Here is a 17,292-nt window from a genome sequence, read left to right on the forward strand (position 1 = left end):
TGACGGGCGCCGCCGGCAGTGGGTCTAGCGGCTTCGGTCGCCGCGGTCCGGCGCCTGCGCCGGCGACGTGGGGAAGCTGCGGGTGACGGTCGCTCGTGCTTGCGCGAGGGTCGTGTCGATCAGGGTTCTCCGAACGCGGTGCGCGATTTGTCGACGTCGAGCGTGCGCGGTTGTCCTTCGGCGGGGAGTGCTGTAGCGGCGGTAGCGCATGACGGTCGGTCCGGTTTCGGCCAGCCGCTCGGCGGCGACCTCGGGGAGGGATCGGCCGTCAGGGCCGGCGTAGACGCCGCGGGCGTACTCGCTGGGCACCCATCGGCCGCCGAGCCCGTCGGCCCCGTCGAGGGCGCGTTCGTAGGACTGCTGCCAACGGCCGGCAATCCGCGACTCCGACAGCTCGAACGGGACCTCCACGTCGATGACCTCGACGCTGTAGCCGACGGACCCGAGTCGCTGCCCCAGCTCGACGGCCTTCTCGGGCGAGGAGAGCACGGTGTCGATCACGACGTTCAGCCCGTCCTGCACCGCTTCGTTGCGGACGCGGATCGCGAGCTGGGAGGACTCCTCGTGCACGAGGGAGGCCAGCTCGAGCGGGAAGAACCGCTCCCCCGCAGCCTCGGCGGCGCGGACCTCGGGCGGCACTGATCGCGCGGGCGTAGCCGCCGTCCTTGATCGCCTCGGTGAGCAGGGCCCGCTTGAACTCGTCCGCGTCGACGGTGATCCACGCGCCGCGGTCGGCGCCGAGCACATCCGCGAGGACGGTCGACTTCCCGGCCCCCGGCGGGCCAGCGAGGATGATCGCCTTCCGCTCTGCACGGACGTCAGGGAACTCATCGCGGTAGGAGGCGACCAGGCGGTCGCAGCTGCCGGCGCGCGGCGCGCGGGCGGTCCACGCCGTCAGGGTCGCGGACGAACCAGTCTCGGCTGTTGACCGTCGCCCGCTCGCTGGCAGGGCCCAGCGGGCCGCCGGCCTGAGCCCACTCACGCACCGTCTCGCGGTGCGCGGCGATCGCTGACGAGTCCTCGCCCGTCACCGACCTTGCTCGCTGTAGCGGGTGAGGATCTCGTCGTACATCTCCGCGTCGATCAGGTGCTCACCGAACGCGCGCCCGACGTCCTCGAACTCCCCCGCGTCCGCGGTCGTCCAGTCGAAGCCGTCGCTGGGCGAGCCGGGCCGGTAAGACCAGCGGCCGAGCTCATCGATGGTCTGGCTCGCGCGTCAGCTCGCCCGCGTCGTAGCGCTGGGCGATCTCGTACGTGGTGGCGCCGGAGAACCCGGGGCGCACGTCCGGCACGGCGGCCGCGGACTTCAAGGCGCTGTTGACGGAGGGCTGGGAGATACCGATCAGGCGCGCGAGCTGCGTCCTGTGTCGTGTCCTGCGCGGCGCGGCGCAGCTCCCGGAGGTACGACACTCTCGTCACGACCTGACGGCTGCGCAGCCGGCGAACGGTATCCCCATCGGGCGTCTGTGCGATCGACATGGCAACCACCTCCTATAGATCATTCTATCGAAGGGCCATCCTGGTCAGTAGAGATGCCCAAGCGGAGGACCTGCTCAAGGGTGGCTGCCATGGACGACTTCCCGCTGAGTCTCGTTGCTTACAGACCAACGGACTTCCGAATTTCCGCCTCCGACCCGCCCGCGATCTGATCGCTTTTCTCCGAGAAGAAGATCGATCGCTACTCGGATGAGAGTGTTCTCCGTTATTCGCTCGGTCCCGGCAGGCCTGGTTCGCGTGAGTCGACGCGCGTGCGCAGTCAGTGCGGTGTACTGATCGTCTCGAACTCGCCTCCTTCCTGGCGAAGGATCGGTAGCCAGCTTCCTCCACTGGATCCCGCCGAGCCGCCGGAGCGGCGTCCCCCGTCCGACTTGTCTTGGACGCTGGGGCGGGTTCCACCGCCTTCTGGCGCTGCCACGGGCAGGGTAGGAGACGAATTCGCCTGAGCTGGCGTGGACAGCATTGCGCTGAGGTCCTGACGGGCCATTAGGAGCTCCTCGGGGTCGAGTGCGCCCAGATGGAGGTGAGCTCCAGGGCGACCGCGTTGTAGTCGTAAATCGCGTTGGCGGTTTGTCTGGTGTCTGGGTACTGCGTCACAACGTCTCCGGTGAGCGGTGAATCGCTGATCGATTTGTACTGTCGTATGTGCTGCTTGAAGCGAGGGAGCTTGAGGCTTACGTCCACGAGATTGACCCAGTCTTCGAGGAGGTTCGGTACACGCATGTCCACCTTGCCGAGCAAGACTCGATAAGGAATGTCTCGCGGCTCGATGAGCTTGCTGATCGTGTTGCGCGTCGGATCGACAGCAAGCGCTTCTGGAACCATCGGCACGATCGCGAAGTCGGAGACGTCGAGAACGGCTCCGAGGATTGCCGTATCAGTCAGGTTCCCTGGCGTATCCACGAACACCACGTCATACGGCAGCTCCCGCAGCCGTACGAGCGTGTTGGGGTCGGTGTTCTCCGCGAAGTCGAAGGGCAGCCGCTCCCCGCCCGAGCCGCCCACATGGTCGTCGACTGTTGGGGGTCGACGTCGACCACGAGGACTCGCGCATTCTTAGCGGCGACAGCCGCAAGGTTCATCAAACTCGTCGTCTTTCCGACCCCGCCCTTCTGATCGGCCAGGGACACGATGCGCATAGATGCTCCTCATCACTTCCGTAGTTACAGACTACCAAAGTTCGGTTGAAGCTCACAAACATCGGAAGTCTGTCACTTACGAAGTGTGGTTGGCCGTTGCCCTCGACGACCCAAGCCGCTCCTGTTCGTCCTCCGAGCGGGGCTGGCGTATCGACGGATGCTTACGGAGCAGATCTCTTCTAGCGCTCGAGTTCGGCTCGTTCCACCAGGGCCAGGTGGTGCGCCGGAGTCCTCCGCCGCCATCGCCAGCAGCTTCGGCCCGTCGTCTACGTATACGATCTACAGAACTCCGAAGTCTGTAACTCTGTATATGTGCCCTCGTCGGTCTTCTTTGTTGCGCTGCGCCCCCGTCTCGCGACGTGACCCACGTAGTTCGTAACTCTGGTACTTACAGACATCGTGGTCCGACAAGCTACAAACTTGCACAGACTCCGTAGTTCTGAGCCTTCCAGAGTGTGGTTGGCCGTTGCCCTCGACGATCCAAGCCGCACCTGGTCGTCCTCCGAGCGGGGCTGGCGTATCGACGGATGCTTACGGAGCAGATCTCTTCTAGCGCTCGAGTTCGGCTCGTTCCACCAGGGCCAGGTGGTGCGCCGGAGTCCTCCGCCGCCATCGCCAGCAGCTTCGGCCCGTCGTCTACGTATACGATCTACAGAACTCCGAAGTCTGTAACTCTGTATATGTGCCCTCGTCGGTCCTTCTTGTCGCATTGCGCTCCCGTCTTGGGACGTGACCTACGAAGTTCGTGGCTCTGGTACATACAGATTTCGTGGTCCCGACGAGCTACAAACCTACAGACTCCGTAGTTCTGGACCTTCGAGAGTTCGGAACTCATACCGCAATCTGGTTGACGTCTCCGCATGCCTGCAGCTGCGGTCAGTGCGCGAATGCCGTCGCCAGTTCGCCCCAGTGGGTTGTGGAGCGTGGGAGAGTGCGCCGCGCTTCATCGTCCAGACGGGTCCCTTGCGGATCCCGGCGAGTCCGAGGCCGACGGCGGAGCGGCCGTGGCGCTTGGTCACGGCGTCGATGGTGGCGCCGAGGCCCTTGGTGTCGAAGGCGGCATCGAAGACGTCGAGGAAGGCGTGGGAGTTCTTGGGAGAGGTTGGTGAGGATGACGCCGGCCTCGGACGTACCGCGCTCTTCGCGCAACCGCGGCCGCAGCGTGCCGATCGCGGCCTTGAGCGGATCGTTACCGGGTCGTCGGTAGGGACAGGGAAGCCGGCGAGGCCGCCTGCGGACTCGTAGGGCGTCCGCGAACGGCGACGTCGACGCGAACACGCTCATCGTCTTCGTGACCGACTCCTGCGCACGGAGGCGGTGCGCGGCGCGCTGGGCGTAGACGGAGAGCACCTGCTCCATGTCTCGCGATCGTCGTCACGGGGGTGGCGAAGGAGCGGGAGAAGATCAGCTGGTCGCGTACGGTGCGGGCGGCTTCTAGGGGGATGCAGTCGATGCCGCGCAGCTCGTAGACGGAGCGCTGCAGGACGACGGAGAACTTCTTCCGGATGAGCGCGGGGTCCGCGCCGCGGAGGTCGCGGATCGTGTTGATGTTTAGTTCCGCGAGGCGCTTCCCGGTGCGGCCGGCGACGCCCCACAACTCGGTGACGTGCTGGGAGGCCATGAGCGCGTCGAGCTGCTCGGGGGTGTACCAGTCGGTGTCGCAGACCCCGCCGAGGCGCGGGTGCTTCTTCGCGCCGCCCTTGTTGACGAACTTCGCGAGGGTCTTGCTGGGTCCGAAGCCCACGCAGACGGGCAGGCCAACATTTCGAGCGACGGCAGCGGCGCATGGCGCGGCCGATCTTGGCTCGCTCGGCAACGTTGCCGTCCACGCCGAGGAAGGATTCGTCGATGGAGTACACCTCCTGCCAGGCGGAGTAGCGGCCGAGGAGTTCCATGATCGCGGGCGGAGAGCTCGCCGTAGAGCTCGTAGTTGCTGGAGCGGGCGATGACTTCGGGGAGGCGTCCGGAGCGGATGAGGGGTTCGATCTTGAACCAGGGGGTGCCGTTCTCGATGCCGAGTTGCTTGGCCTCGTCGGAGCGGGCGACCACGCAGCCGTCGTTGTTGGAGAGGACGACGACGGGCCGGCGCTGTAGCTTGGGGTCGAAGAGTCGCTCGCAGGAGACGTAGAACGAGTTCACGTCGACCAAGCCGATGCGCCGCTCAGAGCGCACGATGCAGGTGGTGCAGGCAGACGGTGACGACGCCCCACACCTGAAGGTTGCTGAGCTCCGGGACGTGGATCGGCGGGTATTCGGGGTTCTCGGCGCGCAAGGTCACGCCGCTGGGGGAGAGCTCGAGGCGTTTGACGGTCAGTTCGCCGTCGAGGATCGCGACGACGACGTTGCCGTGCTTGGGGGTGAGGGAGCGGTCGACGACGAAGCTCGTCGCCGTCGCTGATTCCGGCGCCGATCATGCTCTCGCCGGAAACGCGGACGATGAACGTGGAGGTCTTGTCGCGGATCAGGTGGTCGTTGAGGTCGAGGGAGCCGTCGAAGTAGTCCTTGCGCGGGGAGGGGAACCCGGCCGCGACTGCTTCGCCGGCGACGAGGAATGCAAGCGTCACGGTGTCCAGTGAGGGATCGATATCCGCTCCACGATCGTCACGCTCATCGAAACACCTCCGCACCATTCGAACATGTGTTCGATATCGGTCGAGTGTAGGTCGGAGGGTCCGACAATGCCCCCGTGCTCGGTGGTTCTGCGGACGGCGGGGAGTGGTCGGGCGCGTCGATGCCGATCGAGCTCCGTCGATTCCGCGGTTAGGCGGCGACGGAGGACCACCAGAGGGAGCCGGGGGCGAGCATGCCGGTGCGTCCCCAGTGAAGGGCTTCGCGGTATCGCCGCGGCCGGCGGCGTCGCGGGGTAGGAGCGGTCACACACGTTCCCCAGCGGAGGAGTCCTCGAAGAGGGGGCGGCTGGTGACGTGTGGGCGTCGAGGGCGTTCCCTTGGTGCGGAGGAGCGGTGGGCGAGTTCGGCTTGCCACCAGGCCCAGACTTCGCGTTCGATGCCGTAGCGGTAGGCGCGGTCCTCGAGCAGGCCGTCGATGCCGAGGGCTCGGGCTGCGGTGGTGCGCAAGTCGCGAAGGGATCGTCTCCACCCCGTCGATGTGCTTTAACGACGAGTCGGGTGGCTGCGCAGGCGAGAAAGGCTCGTGGCGGCGGTGCGGGCGGTCACCCCGAGCATGCGGGCGGTGCTGTCGACGGTGACGGATGCTTCGCGTCTCAGCAGCGCGTAGACCTTCCCGGCGAGGTGTCCAAGACCTGAGCGGGTGAAGAGATCGTGGCGTGCATCGGTGAGTTCCTTCTCAAGCAGGTCAAGGAAGACCGCGCGCTCGGAGCAAGACCTGGCCGGGGGCGGGGGTTATTAACTGGTTGTGTCCGGATTGTGCTCGGGCTTGTGGAAAAGGTGCCGGTCAAGCGCCATTCGCTCGCGTTGCTTCCTTCGGCACGTCGCGACGAGCTGGACGTAGCCGTCTTCGCGGAGCGTCCGGAGGGCGCTGGCGGCTGGTGTGGCCGAGGCCGGAGAAGCAGTGCGAGATCTCGACGGAGGCGGCGACGGTGCGCTTGCCGGTGTGGAGGGTGAGGTAGGCCAGGGCGGTGAGGATCGTCCGCTCGGACGCGGCGCGCTCGGTGCGACCCCACCGGCCCGGATGCACGCGGAATCGTTCGAGAAGGTCGCTGACGGCCGCGACGATGCCCTCGAGCTCCGTCAGATCGCGAGGCTCACGCGGGGAGGGCAGCACGGCGTGCAGAGCCGCAAACTGCTGCGCCTTCTCCCACTGTCGCTCGAGCCGCTCTGCCGCTTCTTCACGGGAGCGGGGTCGGCGCCCGCCACGGCCAGTGTTCTTGGTCCGGTAGTGCCCATGCCGGGCGCCGTGCGAGCTGCATGCTCGACTTCGGGCAGTGTCCAGCCAGCGTGTGCGGCGGAGAGCAGGCACATGAAGGCCGTCCATGACGGATTTGCTCCACCGCCGACAGCCGCCATGCGCGCGGCGCCCGCAGCGCTGAGACCGCGCTGGGGGCGCTGCTTCGCGTCCGCTGCAGTGGAAGCAAGCGCGAGTGAGCGGACAGGGGAGCTCATTGCTTCCAGAGCTTCCGTCACCTCAACGAGCGAGGCCGAAGACACGACGGCTTCCAGCAGATCCTCGGCGCGTCCGCGCAGCAGCGTCGATGCGCTGCCGTCGCGATGGGGGGAGAGGGGTGGCCGTGCAGCGCCGGTGCGTGGGTTGCGCAGCATGCCGTGGTCCAGTGTTCGGTAGTTCGCTCGAGCAGCAACGGCCAGTCGGGCGATGAGTTCAGCGGATGCGCCGCTTTGAAGGCCGACTCCAGATGTGGCGTCCTCCCGTTCCGGAGGACTGGCAGACGATGTGCGGGACGTTGTGGGCGTGCAGCACTGCGGAAAGCGCGTCGCAGTCGTCGACGGCCTGCTCCATGAGGTCGGGGTCGACGCCGTGCGAGTCCTTGCCGTCGAAGTCGAAGCAGAGCAGTCGGAAGATGCCAGCGTCGTCGGCGAGGTAGATCGCCCAGGGGGTGCTCGGACCGACGGCAGAGACGAGGTACGCCGACGGATACGCGTTCTCGTTCAGGCCTCGTAGGCGTCGCGGCGCATGACCCGGACGGTGTCGCGCGGGCTCAGCTGACGTGACAGCGACCAGGCGTCAACGGTGGTCGTCGACGAGCCGCGACGGCTCGCTGAAAGATTCATCGTTGAATCTCTCAGCCCGTCGTGTAATCTTTCGGGCATAGAGAAGCCTCCCGTGAGGGTGGTGACTTTGATTAGCTCTCGGACCCGTTGCTTTGGTCGGTGTCGGGGTACGAGCTACAGAAACTTGGCGAGGCCCGCTTCGGCGGGCCTCCTTCGTTTAAGCGGCGGGGATCGGCAGCTCCTCTGCTTGGGGTCGCGGTGCTGCGACGCGGGGAGCGCACCGTTCATCTGAACGAGCTCACGCAGGAAAGTGTCGAGGTAGTACGCCACTGAGACTCCACTTGCCTCGGCGGCCGCCTTGACTTCTTCGCGTACGTCTGGAGTGACGCGCGCCTGAAGCAGCACGGTGGGAGCATTGTCTGCTCGCTTTGCACGACCCTTGATTGCGCTCATGGGAGCAGTCTTCCGAGCGAATGCATGCATTGCCGGGACGTGTACCGGCGTGTCTGTGAACCGCCAGGCCGAAGCTCGGCGGCAGCAGGGCGGTTGGAAGGGCGCCCGAGCAGAGTCGGATGACAGTGCCGCGACACGCCGACAAACGAAGGCCGGCGTTGCTCGGCCTGGGGGCGTAGGTATGATGCTGGACATGGAGAAGCCTCCGTGAGGGCTGGTGACTTTGGATGGATCGAACCTCTAGGTCGGCAAACTGTGAGGGTTCGAACCACGTAACTTAGATCGGCCCGCCGCGTCACGCGGCGGGCCGCTTTCTATTAAGCAGCGGAAATATGCGCCTCCTGGTCAATGTCGAACGTGGGCGCCAAGGACGGGCAGGTGCCCAGTGGAGTCGCGGAGCTGCTGCAGCAAAAGCTCGAAGTACAGCGAGCGAGATACGCCCGAGGCCTTCGCAGCGCCGTCGACGTCGTCCTTGAGGACGGGTGGCATCTGAACCTCGACGGGCACGGTGACGGCGCCGTTGCGCGCGCGTCGCTTCTGCTTGATCGGTGCCATGCGGCCAGCGTGGTCGAGTTAATCCCGGATTGTGCGCGCCACGCCGTGTCGATCGTCGATCAATCCCGGGATTATGGCGAGCAAGGGTGCGCGGCCTCCGGTCGGGGTTCGAGCGATGGGGCAACGCGCGTTCTGGCATCATCCGGCAGCCGATGTCTCACTCCTCGAACGCCGGATACCAGCTCCAGCGCACTGTTGCGTTCACCGACTGGACCCTGGAGCAGTGCCGAGATCCCTCTGATCACCTGTTTACCGCTGTCCTCGTGGTTCGTCTCCAGGAGGTCGGGCCGCGAGGGTTCGTTAGGTGTCATCTCGACCACGCCCTCCTCATGCTCCACTTTTCCCGCCGGACTAACGTAGTCGATACTACCTGCGGTTCGTTAATAGCTTGGTTGGCCGGCTCGAACTCTTGCTGCAACCGCGTTGGAGACGGCTGCCATGTGACGCGCGCCGTTCGAGGCGACCAAGTTGGTGAGGTAGGCGACGACGAGTCGGCGGTCGGGTCGGCCATGCGACGCAGACGTTTGACCCGCTGTGGCCAAAGGCTCGCGGACTAACGACTGATCCGAGGGGCGGGAAGGGGCTGGGCGTGCGGCCGCCGAGCTGGAAGCCGTGCGCCGAGAGGATCGGGGTGCGGGCGAAGCCGTCCGACGTCAGCGACGGTCGAACTGGCAGCGGTGGCCTGAGACAGGATCTCCGGTGAGATGACCCGTGCTCGGTGCGGTTTCGGCCGCCGTTGAGCAGCATCTCGTAGAAGCGCGCAGCATCTCTCGCGGTCGTGGACATACCCGCGCTGGGAATCACGGCCGCACGGACGGCCCGGCTGTTCAATGCTGCCGTTGCCAGCGGAACAGTGCTGCGGATAGGAACGCAGCGGGAGAGGTCGCTCTCGCCGACGCCGAGCATCGTGTTCGTGGCGCCGAGCGGCTCGAGCAGCGTCTCGGTCATCACGCGCTTGAGCGGTTCCCCCGTGACGCGCTGGATCACCTCGCCCAAGATGTGGCCGTAGGTGAAGACCTGGTAAGCGGGCACGGCGCCCGGGGCCGTCTTGAGTCGGGCGTTCTCGATGTTGCGGATCGAGCGCCGCCAGTTCGTCATGGCGAGCGCGTCGCCGAGGAGGCCTCGCGACGTCGAGAAGCCGGCTCTGTGGTGGAGCACCTGCCGGAGGGTGATCGCGCCCTTCCCGTGTCGAGCGAATTCGGGCCGTAGTAGGACACCGCCGCGTCGATGTCGAGGATCCCGTCGGCGGCGAGCTGGTGCACGAGGATGCTCAGATACGGCTTGCTGACCGACCACGACCGAAGAGATGGTCCGGCCCGTGCCCCTGGGAGTGGTCGAGTAGCACTTCGCCGTCGCGAAGAACGACGAGCTGCGCGGAACCGCCGCGTTGTCCGAACGAGGTTCACGACAGCAGCTAGCGAGTCGTTCACGCGTCCTCCTCCGCCGGCTCCCGATGCCACGTTCCGGCCGGTACCCGTGGGAAGTGTTGAAACTAACAGTCGCTACCGACACAGGACTACCGTGGACGACATGGCAGCGAGAACTGGCAACGGCGCGTCCGAGTACTCAATGCGCGCGTCCACGCGGCGATCAAGGCCCTGATGGGCAAGGCAGGTCTGTCCAATGTGGACTTCGCCGCCCGGACTGAGATGACGCTGACCTACTTCTACGCGCGGATGCGCGGTGACGCGATGTTCGACACCAACGACCTCGAGCGCATCGCCCGAGTGCTCGGCGTCAAGGTCGCGGACATCTTCACGATCGCCGACGAGTTCGGCTCGCCAGCCGAGGACGTCGACGAGGTGGTCGTGCTCACCAACGGTGCCGAGTTCGCGAGACGCTTGAGCGTTCTCCTGCCGGCTGGCACGAGTTCAAGGATGACGTCGCGGGACCCTGCTGCGCGAGTCTCCGAGATGTTGGGCGCGAATTCGCGATTCGGCGTGACGCGCAGCGAGCTCGCCCTGCCTGGCGTCGCACTTCGAAGTCCCGGAAGCGTTTTTGACCGAGCTGACCACGTCTGAGGACACCGCCATGATCGAGGCCGATCTCGAACTGCGCCGAGCGCTCGCGTCCAAAGGAGTCGAGACGTTGGCCGCACGCTCGCTCGGAGGGAGCCTGTCGCCGGCCGCCATTCGCGGTATCGCCGCGTCGATTCGAGCGCTACGCGAGTAGCTACTGCGATCTGGGAGGAGAATTGTGCAAGACCCATGGCTCGTGACTAACGAGATCCGCCGTACCGCTGAGCGTGCCTTCGCTGAGATCTTCACCGGGGATGACGCAGGCGAGCTGTCAACCGAGGAAGCGGTCATCCGTCGCGCCGAGGAAGTCCTCGGCGCCGAGATCGAGGTGTACCAGGGCGGGGACGCGTCCTGGGAGAACTACCTCGCGCTGACGCTGACCGTCTCCGATGACCTGCTGCTTCCCAGTAAGTACAAGATCCTCATTCGCAGCGACAAGAAGGCGTATTACCGCACCTTCAATGTGTTCCACGAGCTCGCGCACATCTTGCTCGGTCACCCGCCCAGCGAGGTGCAACTGCCCGACACGTTCGACTTCGCAGCCATGGGTGTCACGAGTGGCGACAGCACGGTGCGTCACGCGAAGCAGTTCGTGTTCGACGGGGAAGATGCCGCGCCGACGCGGCGCATCATCGAGGGAGAGGCGGAGGAGTTCGCCCGCTTGATGGTGTCGCTGGTGATGCACCCGCGCTACCGGTCAGGAGAGCGGAGGTTCGGCTAAGTGAGCCCGATCGAAGCGCTTCTTCTTCACCGCGACCTTCCTCGCCGTCACCGCCTACTTCCTGGGCTGGTTCGTTGCGATCCTCGCCCGCCGCCGTCCGCCCACACGACCGTGGGCGGCTGCCGGCTTCGGCTCGGTCGGTCTACTCGCGCTCGGCGCTTTCCCTGCTTTCCCGCTCGAGGACGTCGATCGATTACCGGGAGGAACAAACGGGTATTACTGCGTGATGGTCATTGCCGCGGGTACCGCGATGTGGCTGCTGGTGGAAGCGATCACCGATGTCGGCCATGTCCGCTGGCGCTCCGTCGTACTCCTCGTCGCCTGGGTCCTCGCCTACGGGATCGCGTTCGCAGCGATCGACCGGGGGCCGACCTCGCCCAAGTTCTCGCACGAGGAAGTCGGGCAGCTTCCGATGATCCTCCGTGGCGGCATCTACCTGCTCGGGCTCGTCGCCCTCTTCGTGCGGCTGATCGTGGCGGTGTCGACATACCCGCGGCGCGCCTACTGGCCCTTCACCGTCGGCGCCGCGCTCATCATCATTGCTGCAGCCAGCGAGCTTGCCGGCATGCTCGTCGCGCGCTACGTACCCGACTCGTCCGCGGTGACGGACGTCCTCTACCTCGTCTTCACTCCTGGGTTCTTCGGCGGAATCCTGCTCCTCATCGCCGGCCTTTGCAGCTTCCCACTGCGGCGAACCGTGCGGGACATCGCGGTGGACCTCTGCTCCCGCAACCTCGTCGCGATGCTGACGACGCGGGAGATCTCCGCTCCTCCGATGTCCTTCGTTCGAGAGGGAACGGATAGCGATGGCGAAGCTCGTCCGGCTGATGACGCTGCAAGTGCGGGTCACTGATGCGGTCATGGTCGGCGCAATGAAATTGAACACCAGCGAGAACGGAGTCGTCCGTCGCGCCGAGCGACTGATTGACGGGGAACTACGAGCAGCAGGCATGGGATGGAACGAATGAACAAGTTGATCGTCGGAGCAGCAGCAGCCGGAGGCGTCGCCGTCGCAGGAGTCATCGGTTCGGTAATCGCCGCCCGCCAAGTCGTGCTTCCGGTCGACCCGCCTCAGATCCCGATCCTGCACCAGGACGGGGAGACGATGACGCTGGCCGTCGACGGCAAGACCATCGCTCCCGGCATCCTCGGCATCTTCCGCACCGACCGAACCGGTCACGCGACCCTCAGTCGCCCGATCCACACCGACTCGGTGACGGGAGCGATCACCCGACGCATTGAGTCGACCTGGGGTGCGAGCTTCGCCGGCGAGAAGGCCGTCATCTGCGAGGGCGACGTCTTCGCCGGACCCGAAGCTGTCGACCCCGACTACGTGGAGGTCCTGATCCCGGACCTCTCGGCGACCGCCCCGCGTGGCAGATGGGCCCGGATGAGAACCCGGAGGGCACGTGGGCGATCCACGTGCACGGCATCCGCACCAAGAGAATCCACGCGCTGCGCAGCGTGCCGGCGATGACCGCCCTCGGATACACCTCTCCCTGGTCGTCTCCTTCCGCGGCGACGGCGACGGGCCGGCAGTGCCTCGCAGCGCTTCAATGCTGGGTCAGCGCGAGTGGGCCGACGTGGCCGCGGCGATCGACTACGCGGCCGCCCACGGCGCGCGCAAGATCGTCCTCATCGGATGGTCCCTCGGCGGCGGCGGCACTGCTCGCAGCGGAGCGCACGAGCCGCCGTGACCTGCTCTCAGGCCTCGTACTCATTGGGCCGGCACTGAACTGGAAGACGGCGATCGAGCAGGGAGCCGTCGAAATCGGCCTGCCCCGTCAGGTCGCAATCCTCGGCCTCGTCGGCCTGCGCAGCAAGCTCGCGAGCCGTCTCGTCGGCCTACCCGAGCCGGTCGACTTCGACGCCCTGGACTGGGTGCGCGAGCCTCGGGCCGCAGCTCTGGGCTGCCCGATCCTCTTGTTCCACTCGCCGGGTGACACGACCCTCCCGATGGACGTCTCTCAGCGGTTCGCGACGCTCAACGCACCCGCTGTGGAAGTAGTCGAGACGGCCGCGACCGCTCACAACACCGAGTACAACGTCGACCCCGAAGTCTTCGGACGCAACGATCGCCTCGATGGATTTCGCAGCACCAGTAACGACGGCGCTAGTCCTGCCGTACCGTTAACGCTATGGCAGTTCTTCCGGGCACATCGCGGAGAGGGCGCTCACCCGTCGACGCCAGCCGGACCGGCGGGGCGCGTTGCGCGGAACGGTGGTCCTCTGCCGTGCGCTTTTCCACCTCGGCAACAGCCACCCCGTCGAGTGCGCGTGCCGGTGCTGCGTCCTCAAGCGCGAGCCCGTCGCGGCGGAGGGGGACTCTGGACGTGCGCACTGGCCTGGTGCGTCACTACCCGGTGTCCGAGCTCGAGGACTATGTCTGCGACGCGATCTTGCGGGCGGTGGTGCTGGAGACGTACTGGTTCGGCCGGGATGTGATCGCGGCCGGCAACATGCTCCACGCCGCGGAGCGATTCGAAGATGTGGCGGTGACTACGCCGGACGGGGATCAGTTCGCCCTTGAAGGCTGGCTTGCAGCCGATGGCTTCGAACGTGCAGTTCGCGACCGGGCTGCGTGCGGTCGCGGATGCGGACGAAGCGCTTGCGCACCGCTGCGTCACACTTCTCGAACCCATTCCGGCGGGGACTGGGAACGCGTTCTGTCTCAGATAGCGACCGGCGGGTGCGAGAGGTCGGTCTGGCCCTTCTGGTAGGCCCGGCTGATCTCGTGCAGGCGGTCGATCGCTTCCCAGTCCACCCGATACGTCACAGTCTTGCGATGCCGCGCGCCGGGCGCCGGCCATCCGATGATCGCGCCCGCTTCTTCCAGCGGGTTCAGATAGCCGAACAGCGTCACCTTGTTCCGAGCCTCCGGCACCGCCCCGAGGATCTCGGCCACCGTCGCTCCATGCGTGCGCGCGGACTCCTGGGACAGGAAATGCAGGACGCGATTGCCGATCTCACCGGTCATCGCGCGCATGTGCATCACCTCCCGAGACGGCGGAGGGAGCGAAGTCGACACGGCTCCATTGTGGCGCATGAGCCGTTTCCTCCCGTCAGAGCCACGGCCAAGCACCGCCGGAGCAGTTTCGGTCCCGCCAATCTGTACGCTTCAATCCTAACAGCAGTAAGTATCACCCTTATAGTTGTCGAAGCGCCGACCGGATCCGTCGGCAGGCGTGACGAACCGAGGGGGGACACCATGAGGATGCTGAGCAAGGCAGTCCCGGCTGTCGCACTCGCTCTCGCCACAGCTGGATGCACCAGCCCCGACTCGGCGGCGACCTCGACGCCTGCCAGCTCTCCGTCCGGCGCTACCACCTTCGCGAGCGGGCAGCTTCGCCCACGTGAACCCACCGACAGAGAGCAGCCCGCACCTGACGCCGGCCCGCTCGACGTCGAGCCGACGCCGGAGGTGACCGCCGAGAGCGACACGATCACGATCGCCGTCGACGCGGTGACTGCGTTCTGCCGCCCGGTTCTCGATTACGAGAGGTGGATCGGTGAGCTCTACCCGTTTCTGACTCAGCATGCCGCTGTGGCCTACGAGACGGTCGACCCGGCGAACGTGCCGTGCACGGCGGTCGCCGATGGTGCGCGCGTGCGCGATGGGGACGGCGTGTATACGGTGCGCGTTCTCGTTCCGACCGACGCGGGCGAGTACTCCGTTTTCGTCCACCGCTCTGCGCAGACCGCCCCGTGGGGTGTCGAGCAGATCACGCCTCGGACATCGGAGTAGCCCGGTGCAGAAGGGGGACTGGGGGTGCTGGCGGCGGTCATGGTGCCGGTCGTTGCGATCGCGATGCTGCTGTGGGTGCTGTTCTTCGGCGGTGCCGCTGCAGCCGCATGCCTGCCCGGCGGGGGACCGATCAGCGTGGGTGCAATCCCGGCTGATGCTCGAGTCGGCGGCTACGGGCGCGACCAGCTCGTCAACGCTGCGCTGATCGTCAACGCTGGCGCTGCGAAGGGCTCGGCGCGGACGGGCAGACGCTCGGCGTGCAGACGGCGATTGGGGAGTCCTCGCTCGTGAACATCTCTACGGGGACGGTGCGATCAACCCGGACGGGTCGGTCGCTGACTCGATCGGTCTGTTCCAGCAGCAGTCGAGCTGGGGCACAGTCGAGCAACGCATGGACCCCACGACCGCGGCCGGCTTCTTCTACGACCGTCTCATGGCAGTCGAGGCGTGGCAATCGATGGAGCCTTCGATCGCGATCAACAAGGTGCAGCGCAACGCCAATCCGAACCACTACACGAAGTACCGGTCCGACGCCGTGGCGATCATGACCTACCTGAACAGCCTCGGCAGCAGCACGACCGCACCCTCGGCGAGCACCGCCCCAGTCGGCGTCTCGTCAACGCCGACCGGCACCGCACCCGCGACTCCCGCGCCGTTCGGTGGATGCGTCACCGTCTCCGGTGACGCGCAATCCCTCGCGGCTGGGCTCGTTGCGGCAATGGAGGAGGGTCGGCTGCGCCTACTCGAAGACCGCTACGCCCAGCAGATCCGCGAGATGGCCGCGGGGACCGCGAAGGAGAACTGCGGCATCGACGTGCGGATCCTCCAGGTAATCACGATCGCTCTGAACACGTTCGGGAAGGTCGGCGTCTCCGATCTCAACCGCCAGTGCACAGGCTCGCTCCCCGGCGCCGGCACCGGCTCCTCGCACTGGATGAACGGTGGCGGGAAGGCGGTCGACTTCTTCTCCTTCGACGACACCGCCACGACCGGGTGCGATCCGAACGCCTCAAGCTCCTCGACGTCCTCGACCCCCAGGTGCCGGCGGGATCGCGCGCCGGGCAGATCCAGTGCCGCTCGACCAGCTACAAGCACATCACCCAGTTCACGGATACGCCGAACCACCTGCACTTCGACGTCGCCTACGCCGACGGCCCCCTCACCACCGGATAACCGGTCTACTTCGGAGCCCTACCCGGCGGCACCGAACACCCCGCACCACCACCACACGAAACGGAGCACTTCATGTCCGCACTCGCTCTCACCACCGAGCTGATCACCGCCGCCGGCAGCCTCGGCGCCGTCGTCCCCGACCCAGGCCCCGAGGCATGCCCCCCGGGTTCGAGGCCTTCACCACAACCATGGGCTGGGCCGAGTGGTTGGCCTCGGCGTCGCCGTCGTCGGCCTGATCATCCTCGGCGTCACCATGACCGTCTCCGCCCGCCGCGGCGAAGGCGGAGAGATCGGCGGCTGGCTTGGCCGCCTCCTCCTCGGCGTGATCATCGTCCGCATCCTTCACCCTCGTCAGCTTCCTGATGGGTGCCTAGCGTCTGAAGGACATCGACCGCACCACCAATGAAAGGCATGACGTCATGAGCGACACGGAGCAGCGCAACCCGTTCACCAGTCGAGGATTCATCTTCGGAGCGATCATCGTCGGGATCCTCGTACTGGCCGGGATCCTGGTCGCCGTCACGCTGCTGCGCGGAGGCGACGGGCAAACACTCCCGCCGCCTCCGCGACGCCTAACCCTTCCGCCACAACCGAGATTGGGGCAGACGCTGCAAGCGTCTGCGACCTGCCCGGATACGAGGACACGAGTTCGCTGACCTCGCCGCCCACGGCGGAGTGGAGTATCGCTGGAACCGTCGCAGTTGCTAGTTCGACACCGCGGGACCGGGCGTAGTGGATGAGGGTTTCCGGTCCTGCTTCGCCCACACCGCGGAAGGAGCGCTGTTCTCCGCGATCAGCTTCGTCGCCATGTCTTCAGACGCTCGGACTGCCTCCTCGCGTCAGCGAGATGGTCGCCCCTGGTATTGGCCGTGATGCCGCAATCGCGGAAACCGACCCAGATGCTCCGATCTCCTCCTCCCGACTCCAGCTCGCCCGGCTACAACATCACCGCCTACACCGCCGACGAAGCAGTCATCGACCTCGCCTGGACCGTGACGACCAGCGGTGGCTCCCTCGTCAGCTACCCGATCGCTCTTTCGTGGAGCGAGGGCGACTGGAAGGTGCAGGTCGCTGACAACGGACAGCCTCGATTCTCTGCCTCGCCGCTCGACTCGCTCGGCGGCTACATACCTTGGAGTGGCATCTAGTGGCCACAGCACCCAATGCGGGCTGCCCACCTCTCGACCTCTTCTGCACCATCGGTGAAGGTGTTGGCGACGTAGTCTCCGCCGCCACCAACGACGCACTGCAGCAGTTCGTGAACAACATCCTGGAGGGCTACGGCAAAGCGATCGTGTCGCTCGGCACCCTGTGGGTGAATGTGCCCTCCCCGGTGACCGTGGTC

22 protein-coding genes and 5 pseudogenes are annotated in these 17,292 nt (G+C 66.2%); 11 read left to right on the forward strand and 16 right to left on the reverse strand.

Features of this window, described 5'->3' with window-relative positions; translation table 11 throughout:
- Nucleotides 1–24: 24 nt before the first annotated feature.
- From AC0CII_RS24665 to AC0CII_RS24730, 14 genes and pseudogenes are all read right to left on the reverse strand, one after another.
- Nucleotides 25–831, reverse strand: coding sequence for a zeta toxin family protein (locus AC0CII_RS24665; protein WP_465231177.1), 807 nt, complete (start codon nt 829–831; stop codon nt 25–27).
- Nucleotides 746–982: pseudogene (locus AC0CII_RS24670) on the reverse strand (hypothetical protein); the annotation flags it as partial. The pseudogene AC0CII_RS24670 and the gene AC0CII_RS24665, both read right to left, overlap by 86 nt.
- Nucleotides 983–1,983: 1,001 nt before the next feature.
- Nucleotides 1,984–2,502: a P-loop NTPase family protein gene (locus AC0CII_RS24675; RefSeq protein WP_465228318.1), complete on the reverse strand. Its 519-nt coding sequence runs from the start codon at nt 2,500–2,502 to the stop codon at nt 1,984–1,986.
- 44 nt (nt 2,503–2,546) lie between these two features.
- Nucleotides 2,547–2,636: pseudogene (locus tag AC0CII_RS24680) on the reverse strand (ParA family protein); the annotation flags it as partial.
- 791 nt (nt 2,637–3,427) lie between these two features.
- Nucleotides 3,428–3,655 (reverse strand): hypothetical protein, encoded by a 228-nt coding sequence (locus tag AC0CII_RS24685; protein ID WP_465231178.1) that lies wholly within the window; start codon nt 3,653–3,655, stop codon nt 3,428–3,430.
- Nucleotides 3,656–3,785: 130 nt separating this feature from the next.
- A pseudogene (locus AC0CII_RS24690) lies at nt 3,786–3,995 on the reverse strand (DinB/UmuC family translesion DNA polymerase); the annotation flags it as partial.
- A 192-nt stretch (nt 3,996–4,187) separates the two neighbouring features.
- Nucleotides 4,188–4,808 (reverse strand): Y-family DNA polymerase, encoded by a 621-nt coding sequence (locus AC0CII_RS24695; RefSeq protein WP_465231179.1) that lies wholly within the window; start codon nt 4,806–4,808, stop codon nt 4,188–4,190.
- A pseudogene (locus AC0CII_RS24700) lies at nt 4,798–5,221 on the reverse strand (LexA family protein). The gene AC0CII_RS24695 and the pseudogene AC0CII_RS24700 overlap by 11 nt, the downstream one beginning before the upstream one ends.
- Nucleotides 5,222–5,509: 288 nt before the next feature.
- On the reverse strand, nt 5,510–5,713 hold the full coding sequence (locus tag AC0CII_RS24705) for a hypothetical protein (protein ID WP_465231180.1): 204 nt from the start codon (nt 5,711–5,713) through the stop codon (nt 5,510–5,512).
- A gap of 337 nt (nt 5,714–6,050) precedes the next feature.
- The gene (locus AC0CII_RS24710) at nt 6,051–6,293 is read right to left on the reverse strand and encodes a hypothetical protein (protein WP_465231181.1); all 243 of its coding nucleotides are present in this window, start codon (nt 6,291–6,293) and stop codon (nt 6,051–6,053) included.
- A gap of 639 nt (nt 6,294–6,932) precedes the next feature.
- Nucleotides 6,933–7,070: a hypothetical protein gene (locus tag AC0CII_RS24715; RefSeq protein ID WP_465231182.1), complete on the reverse strand. Its 138-nt coding sequence runs from the start codon at nt 7,068–7,070 to the stop codon at nt 6,933–6,935.
- Between the two features lie 1,010 nt (nt 7,071–8,080).
- Nucleotides 8,081–8,224 (reverse strand): hypothetical protein, encoded by a 144-nt coding sequence (locus AC0CII_RS24720; protein ID WP_465231183.1) that lies wholly within the window; start codon nt 8,222–8,224, stop codon nt 8,081–8,083.
- 432 nt (nt 8,225–8,656) lie between these two features.
- On the reverse strand, nt 8,657–9,448 hold the full coding sequence (locus tag AC0CII_RS24725) for a serine hydrolase domain-containing protein (protein ID WP_465231184.1): 792 nt from the start codon (nt 9,446–9,448) through the stop codon (nt 8,657–8,659).
- Nucleotides 9,385–9,720 carry a hypothetical protein gene (locus AC0CII_RS24730; RefSeq protein ID WP_465231185.1) on the reverse strand — a complete coding sequence of 112 codons (336 nt, stop codon included), beginning with the start codon at nt 9,718–9,720 and terminating at the stop codon, nt 9,385–9,387. Before AC0CII_RS24730 ends, AC0CII_RS24725 begins: the two co-directional genes overlap by 64 nt.
- Before the next feature lie 171 nt (nt 9,721–9,891).
- On the opposite strand from AC0CII_RS24730, the gene AC0CII_RS24735 reads away from it, so the two are divergent.
- The 6 genes from AC0CII_RS24735 to AC0CII_RS24760 all read left to right on the forward strand — a co-directional run bounded on the left by AC0CII_RS24735 (nt 9,892) and on the right by AC0CII_RS24760 (nt 12,726).
- The gene (locus AC0CII_RS24735) at nt 9,892–10,311 is read left to right on the forward strand and encodes a hypothetical protein (protein WP_465231186.1); all 420 of its coding nucleotides are present in this window, start codon (nt 9,892–9,894) and stop codon (nt 10,309–10,311) included.
- A 10-nt stretch (nt 10,312–10,321) separates the two neighbouring features.
- A complete protein-coding gene (locus AC0CII_RS24740; protein WP_465231187.1) occupies nt 10,322–10,462 on the forward strand; it encodes a hypothetical protein in 141 nt (46 codons plus the stop codon).
- A 42-nt stretch (nt 10,463–10,504) separates the two neighbouring features.
- Entirely contained in the window at nt 10,505–11,029 is a 525-nt protein-coding gene (locus AC0CII_RS24745; RefSeq protein ID WP_465231188.1) for a hypothetical protein, read from the forward strand.
- A 223-nt stretch (nt 11,030–11,252) separates the two neighbouring features.
- A complete protein-coding gene (locus AC0CII_RS24750; protein WP_465231189.1) occupies nt 11,253–11,882 on the forward strand; it encodes a hypothetical protein in 630 nt (209 codons plus the stop codon).
- A 252-nt stretch (nt 11,883–12,134) separates the two neighbouring features.
- The gene (locus AC0CII_RS24755; protein ID WP_465231190.1) at nt 12,135–12,506 is read left to right on the forward strand and encodes a hypothetical protein; all 372 of its coding nucleotides are present in this window, start codon (nt 12,135–12,137) and stop codon (nt 12,504–12,506) included.
- 61 nt (nt 12,507–12,567) lie between these two features.
- Nucleotides 12,568–12,726 (forward strand): hypothetical protein, encoded by a 159-nt coding sequence (locus AC0CII_RS24760; RefSeq protein ID WP_465231191.1) that lies wholly within the window; start codon nt 12,568–12,570, stop codon nt 12,724–12,726.
- Nucleotides 12,727–13,700: 974 nt separating this feature from the next.
- On the opposite strand, the gene AC0CII_RS24765 is transcribed toward AC0CII_RS24760, so the two are convergent.
- Nucleotides 13,701–14,015 (reverse strand): hypothetical protein, encoded by a 315-nt coding sequence (locus AC0CII_RS24765; protein ID WP_465231192.1) that lies wholly within the window; start codon nt 14,013–14,015, stop codon nt 13,701–13,703.
- A gap of 435 nt (nt 14,016–14,450) precedes the next feature.
- Between AC0CII_RS24765 and AC0CII_RS24770 the strand changes: the two genes are divergently transcribed.
- From AC0CII_RS24770 to AC0CII_RS24780, 3 genes are all read left to right on the forward strand, one after another.
- On the forward strand, nt 14,451–14,774 hold the full coding sequence (locus AC0CII_RS24770; protein ID WP_465231193.1) for a hypothetical protein: 324 nt from the start codon (nt 14,451–14,453) through the stop codon (nt 14,772–14,774).
- A gap of 39 nt (nt 14,775–14,813) precedes the next feature.
- The gene (locus AC0CII_RS24775) at nt 14,814–15,065 is read left to right on the forward strand and encodes a hypothetical protein (protein WP_465231194.1); all 252 of its coding nucleotides are present in this window, start codon (nt 14,814–14,816) and stop codon (nt 15,063–15,065) included.
- Nucleotides 15,066–15,165: 100 nt separating this feature from the next.
- Complete coding sequence (locus AC0CII_RS24780) at nt 15,166–16,050, forward strand: hypothetical protein (protein ID WP_465231195.1); 885 nt, start codon at nt 15,166–15,168, stop codon at nt 16,048–16,050.
- On the opposite strand, the gene AC0CII_RS24785 is transcribed toward AC0CII_RS24780, so the two are convergent.
- On the reverse strand, nt 16,051–16,293 hold the full coding sequence (locus tag AC0CII_RS24785; protein ID WP_465231196.1) for a hypothetical protein: 243 nt from the start codon (nt 16,291–16,293) through the stop codon (nt 16,051–16,053).
- Between the two features lie 380 nt (nt 16,294–16,673).
- Here AC0CII_RS24785 and AC0CII_RS24790 point away from each other — a divergent pair.
- Together AC0CII_RS24790 and AC0CII_RS24795 are read left to right on the forward strand one after the other, a co-directional pair.
- Nucleotides 16,674–16,820 (forward strand): annotated as a pseudogene (locus tag AC0CII_RS24790) (DUF8175 domain-containg protein); the annotation flags it as partial.
- A gap of 26 nt (nt 16,821–16,846) precedes the next feature.
- Nucleotides 16,847–17,095, forward strand: coding sequence for a DUF8175 domain-containg protein (locus tag AC0CII_RS24795; RefSeq protein ID WP_465231197.1), 249 nt, complete (start codon nt 16,847–16,849; stop codon nt 17,093–17,095).
- Nucleotides 17,096–17,292 lie beyond the last annotated feature (197 nt).

It is taken from the genome of Rathayibacter sp. AC182, from assembly GCF_979253875.1.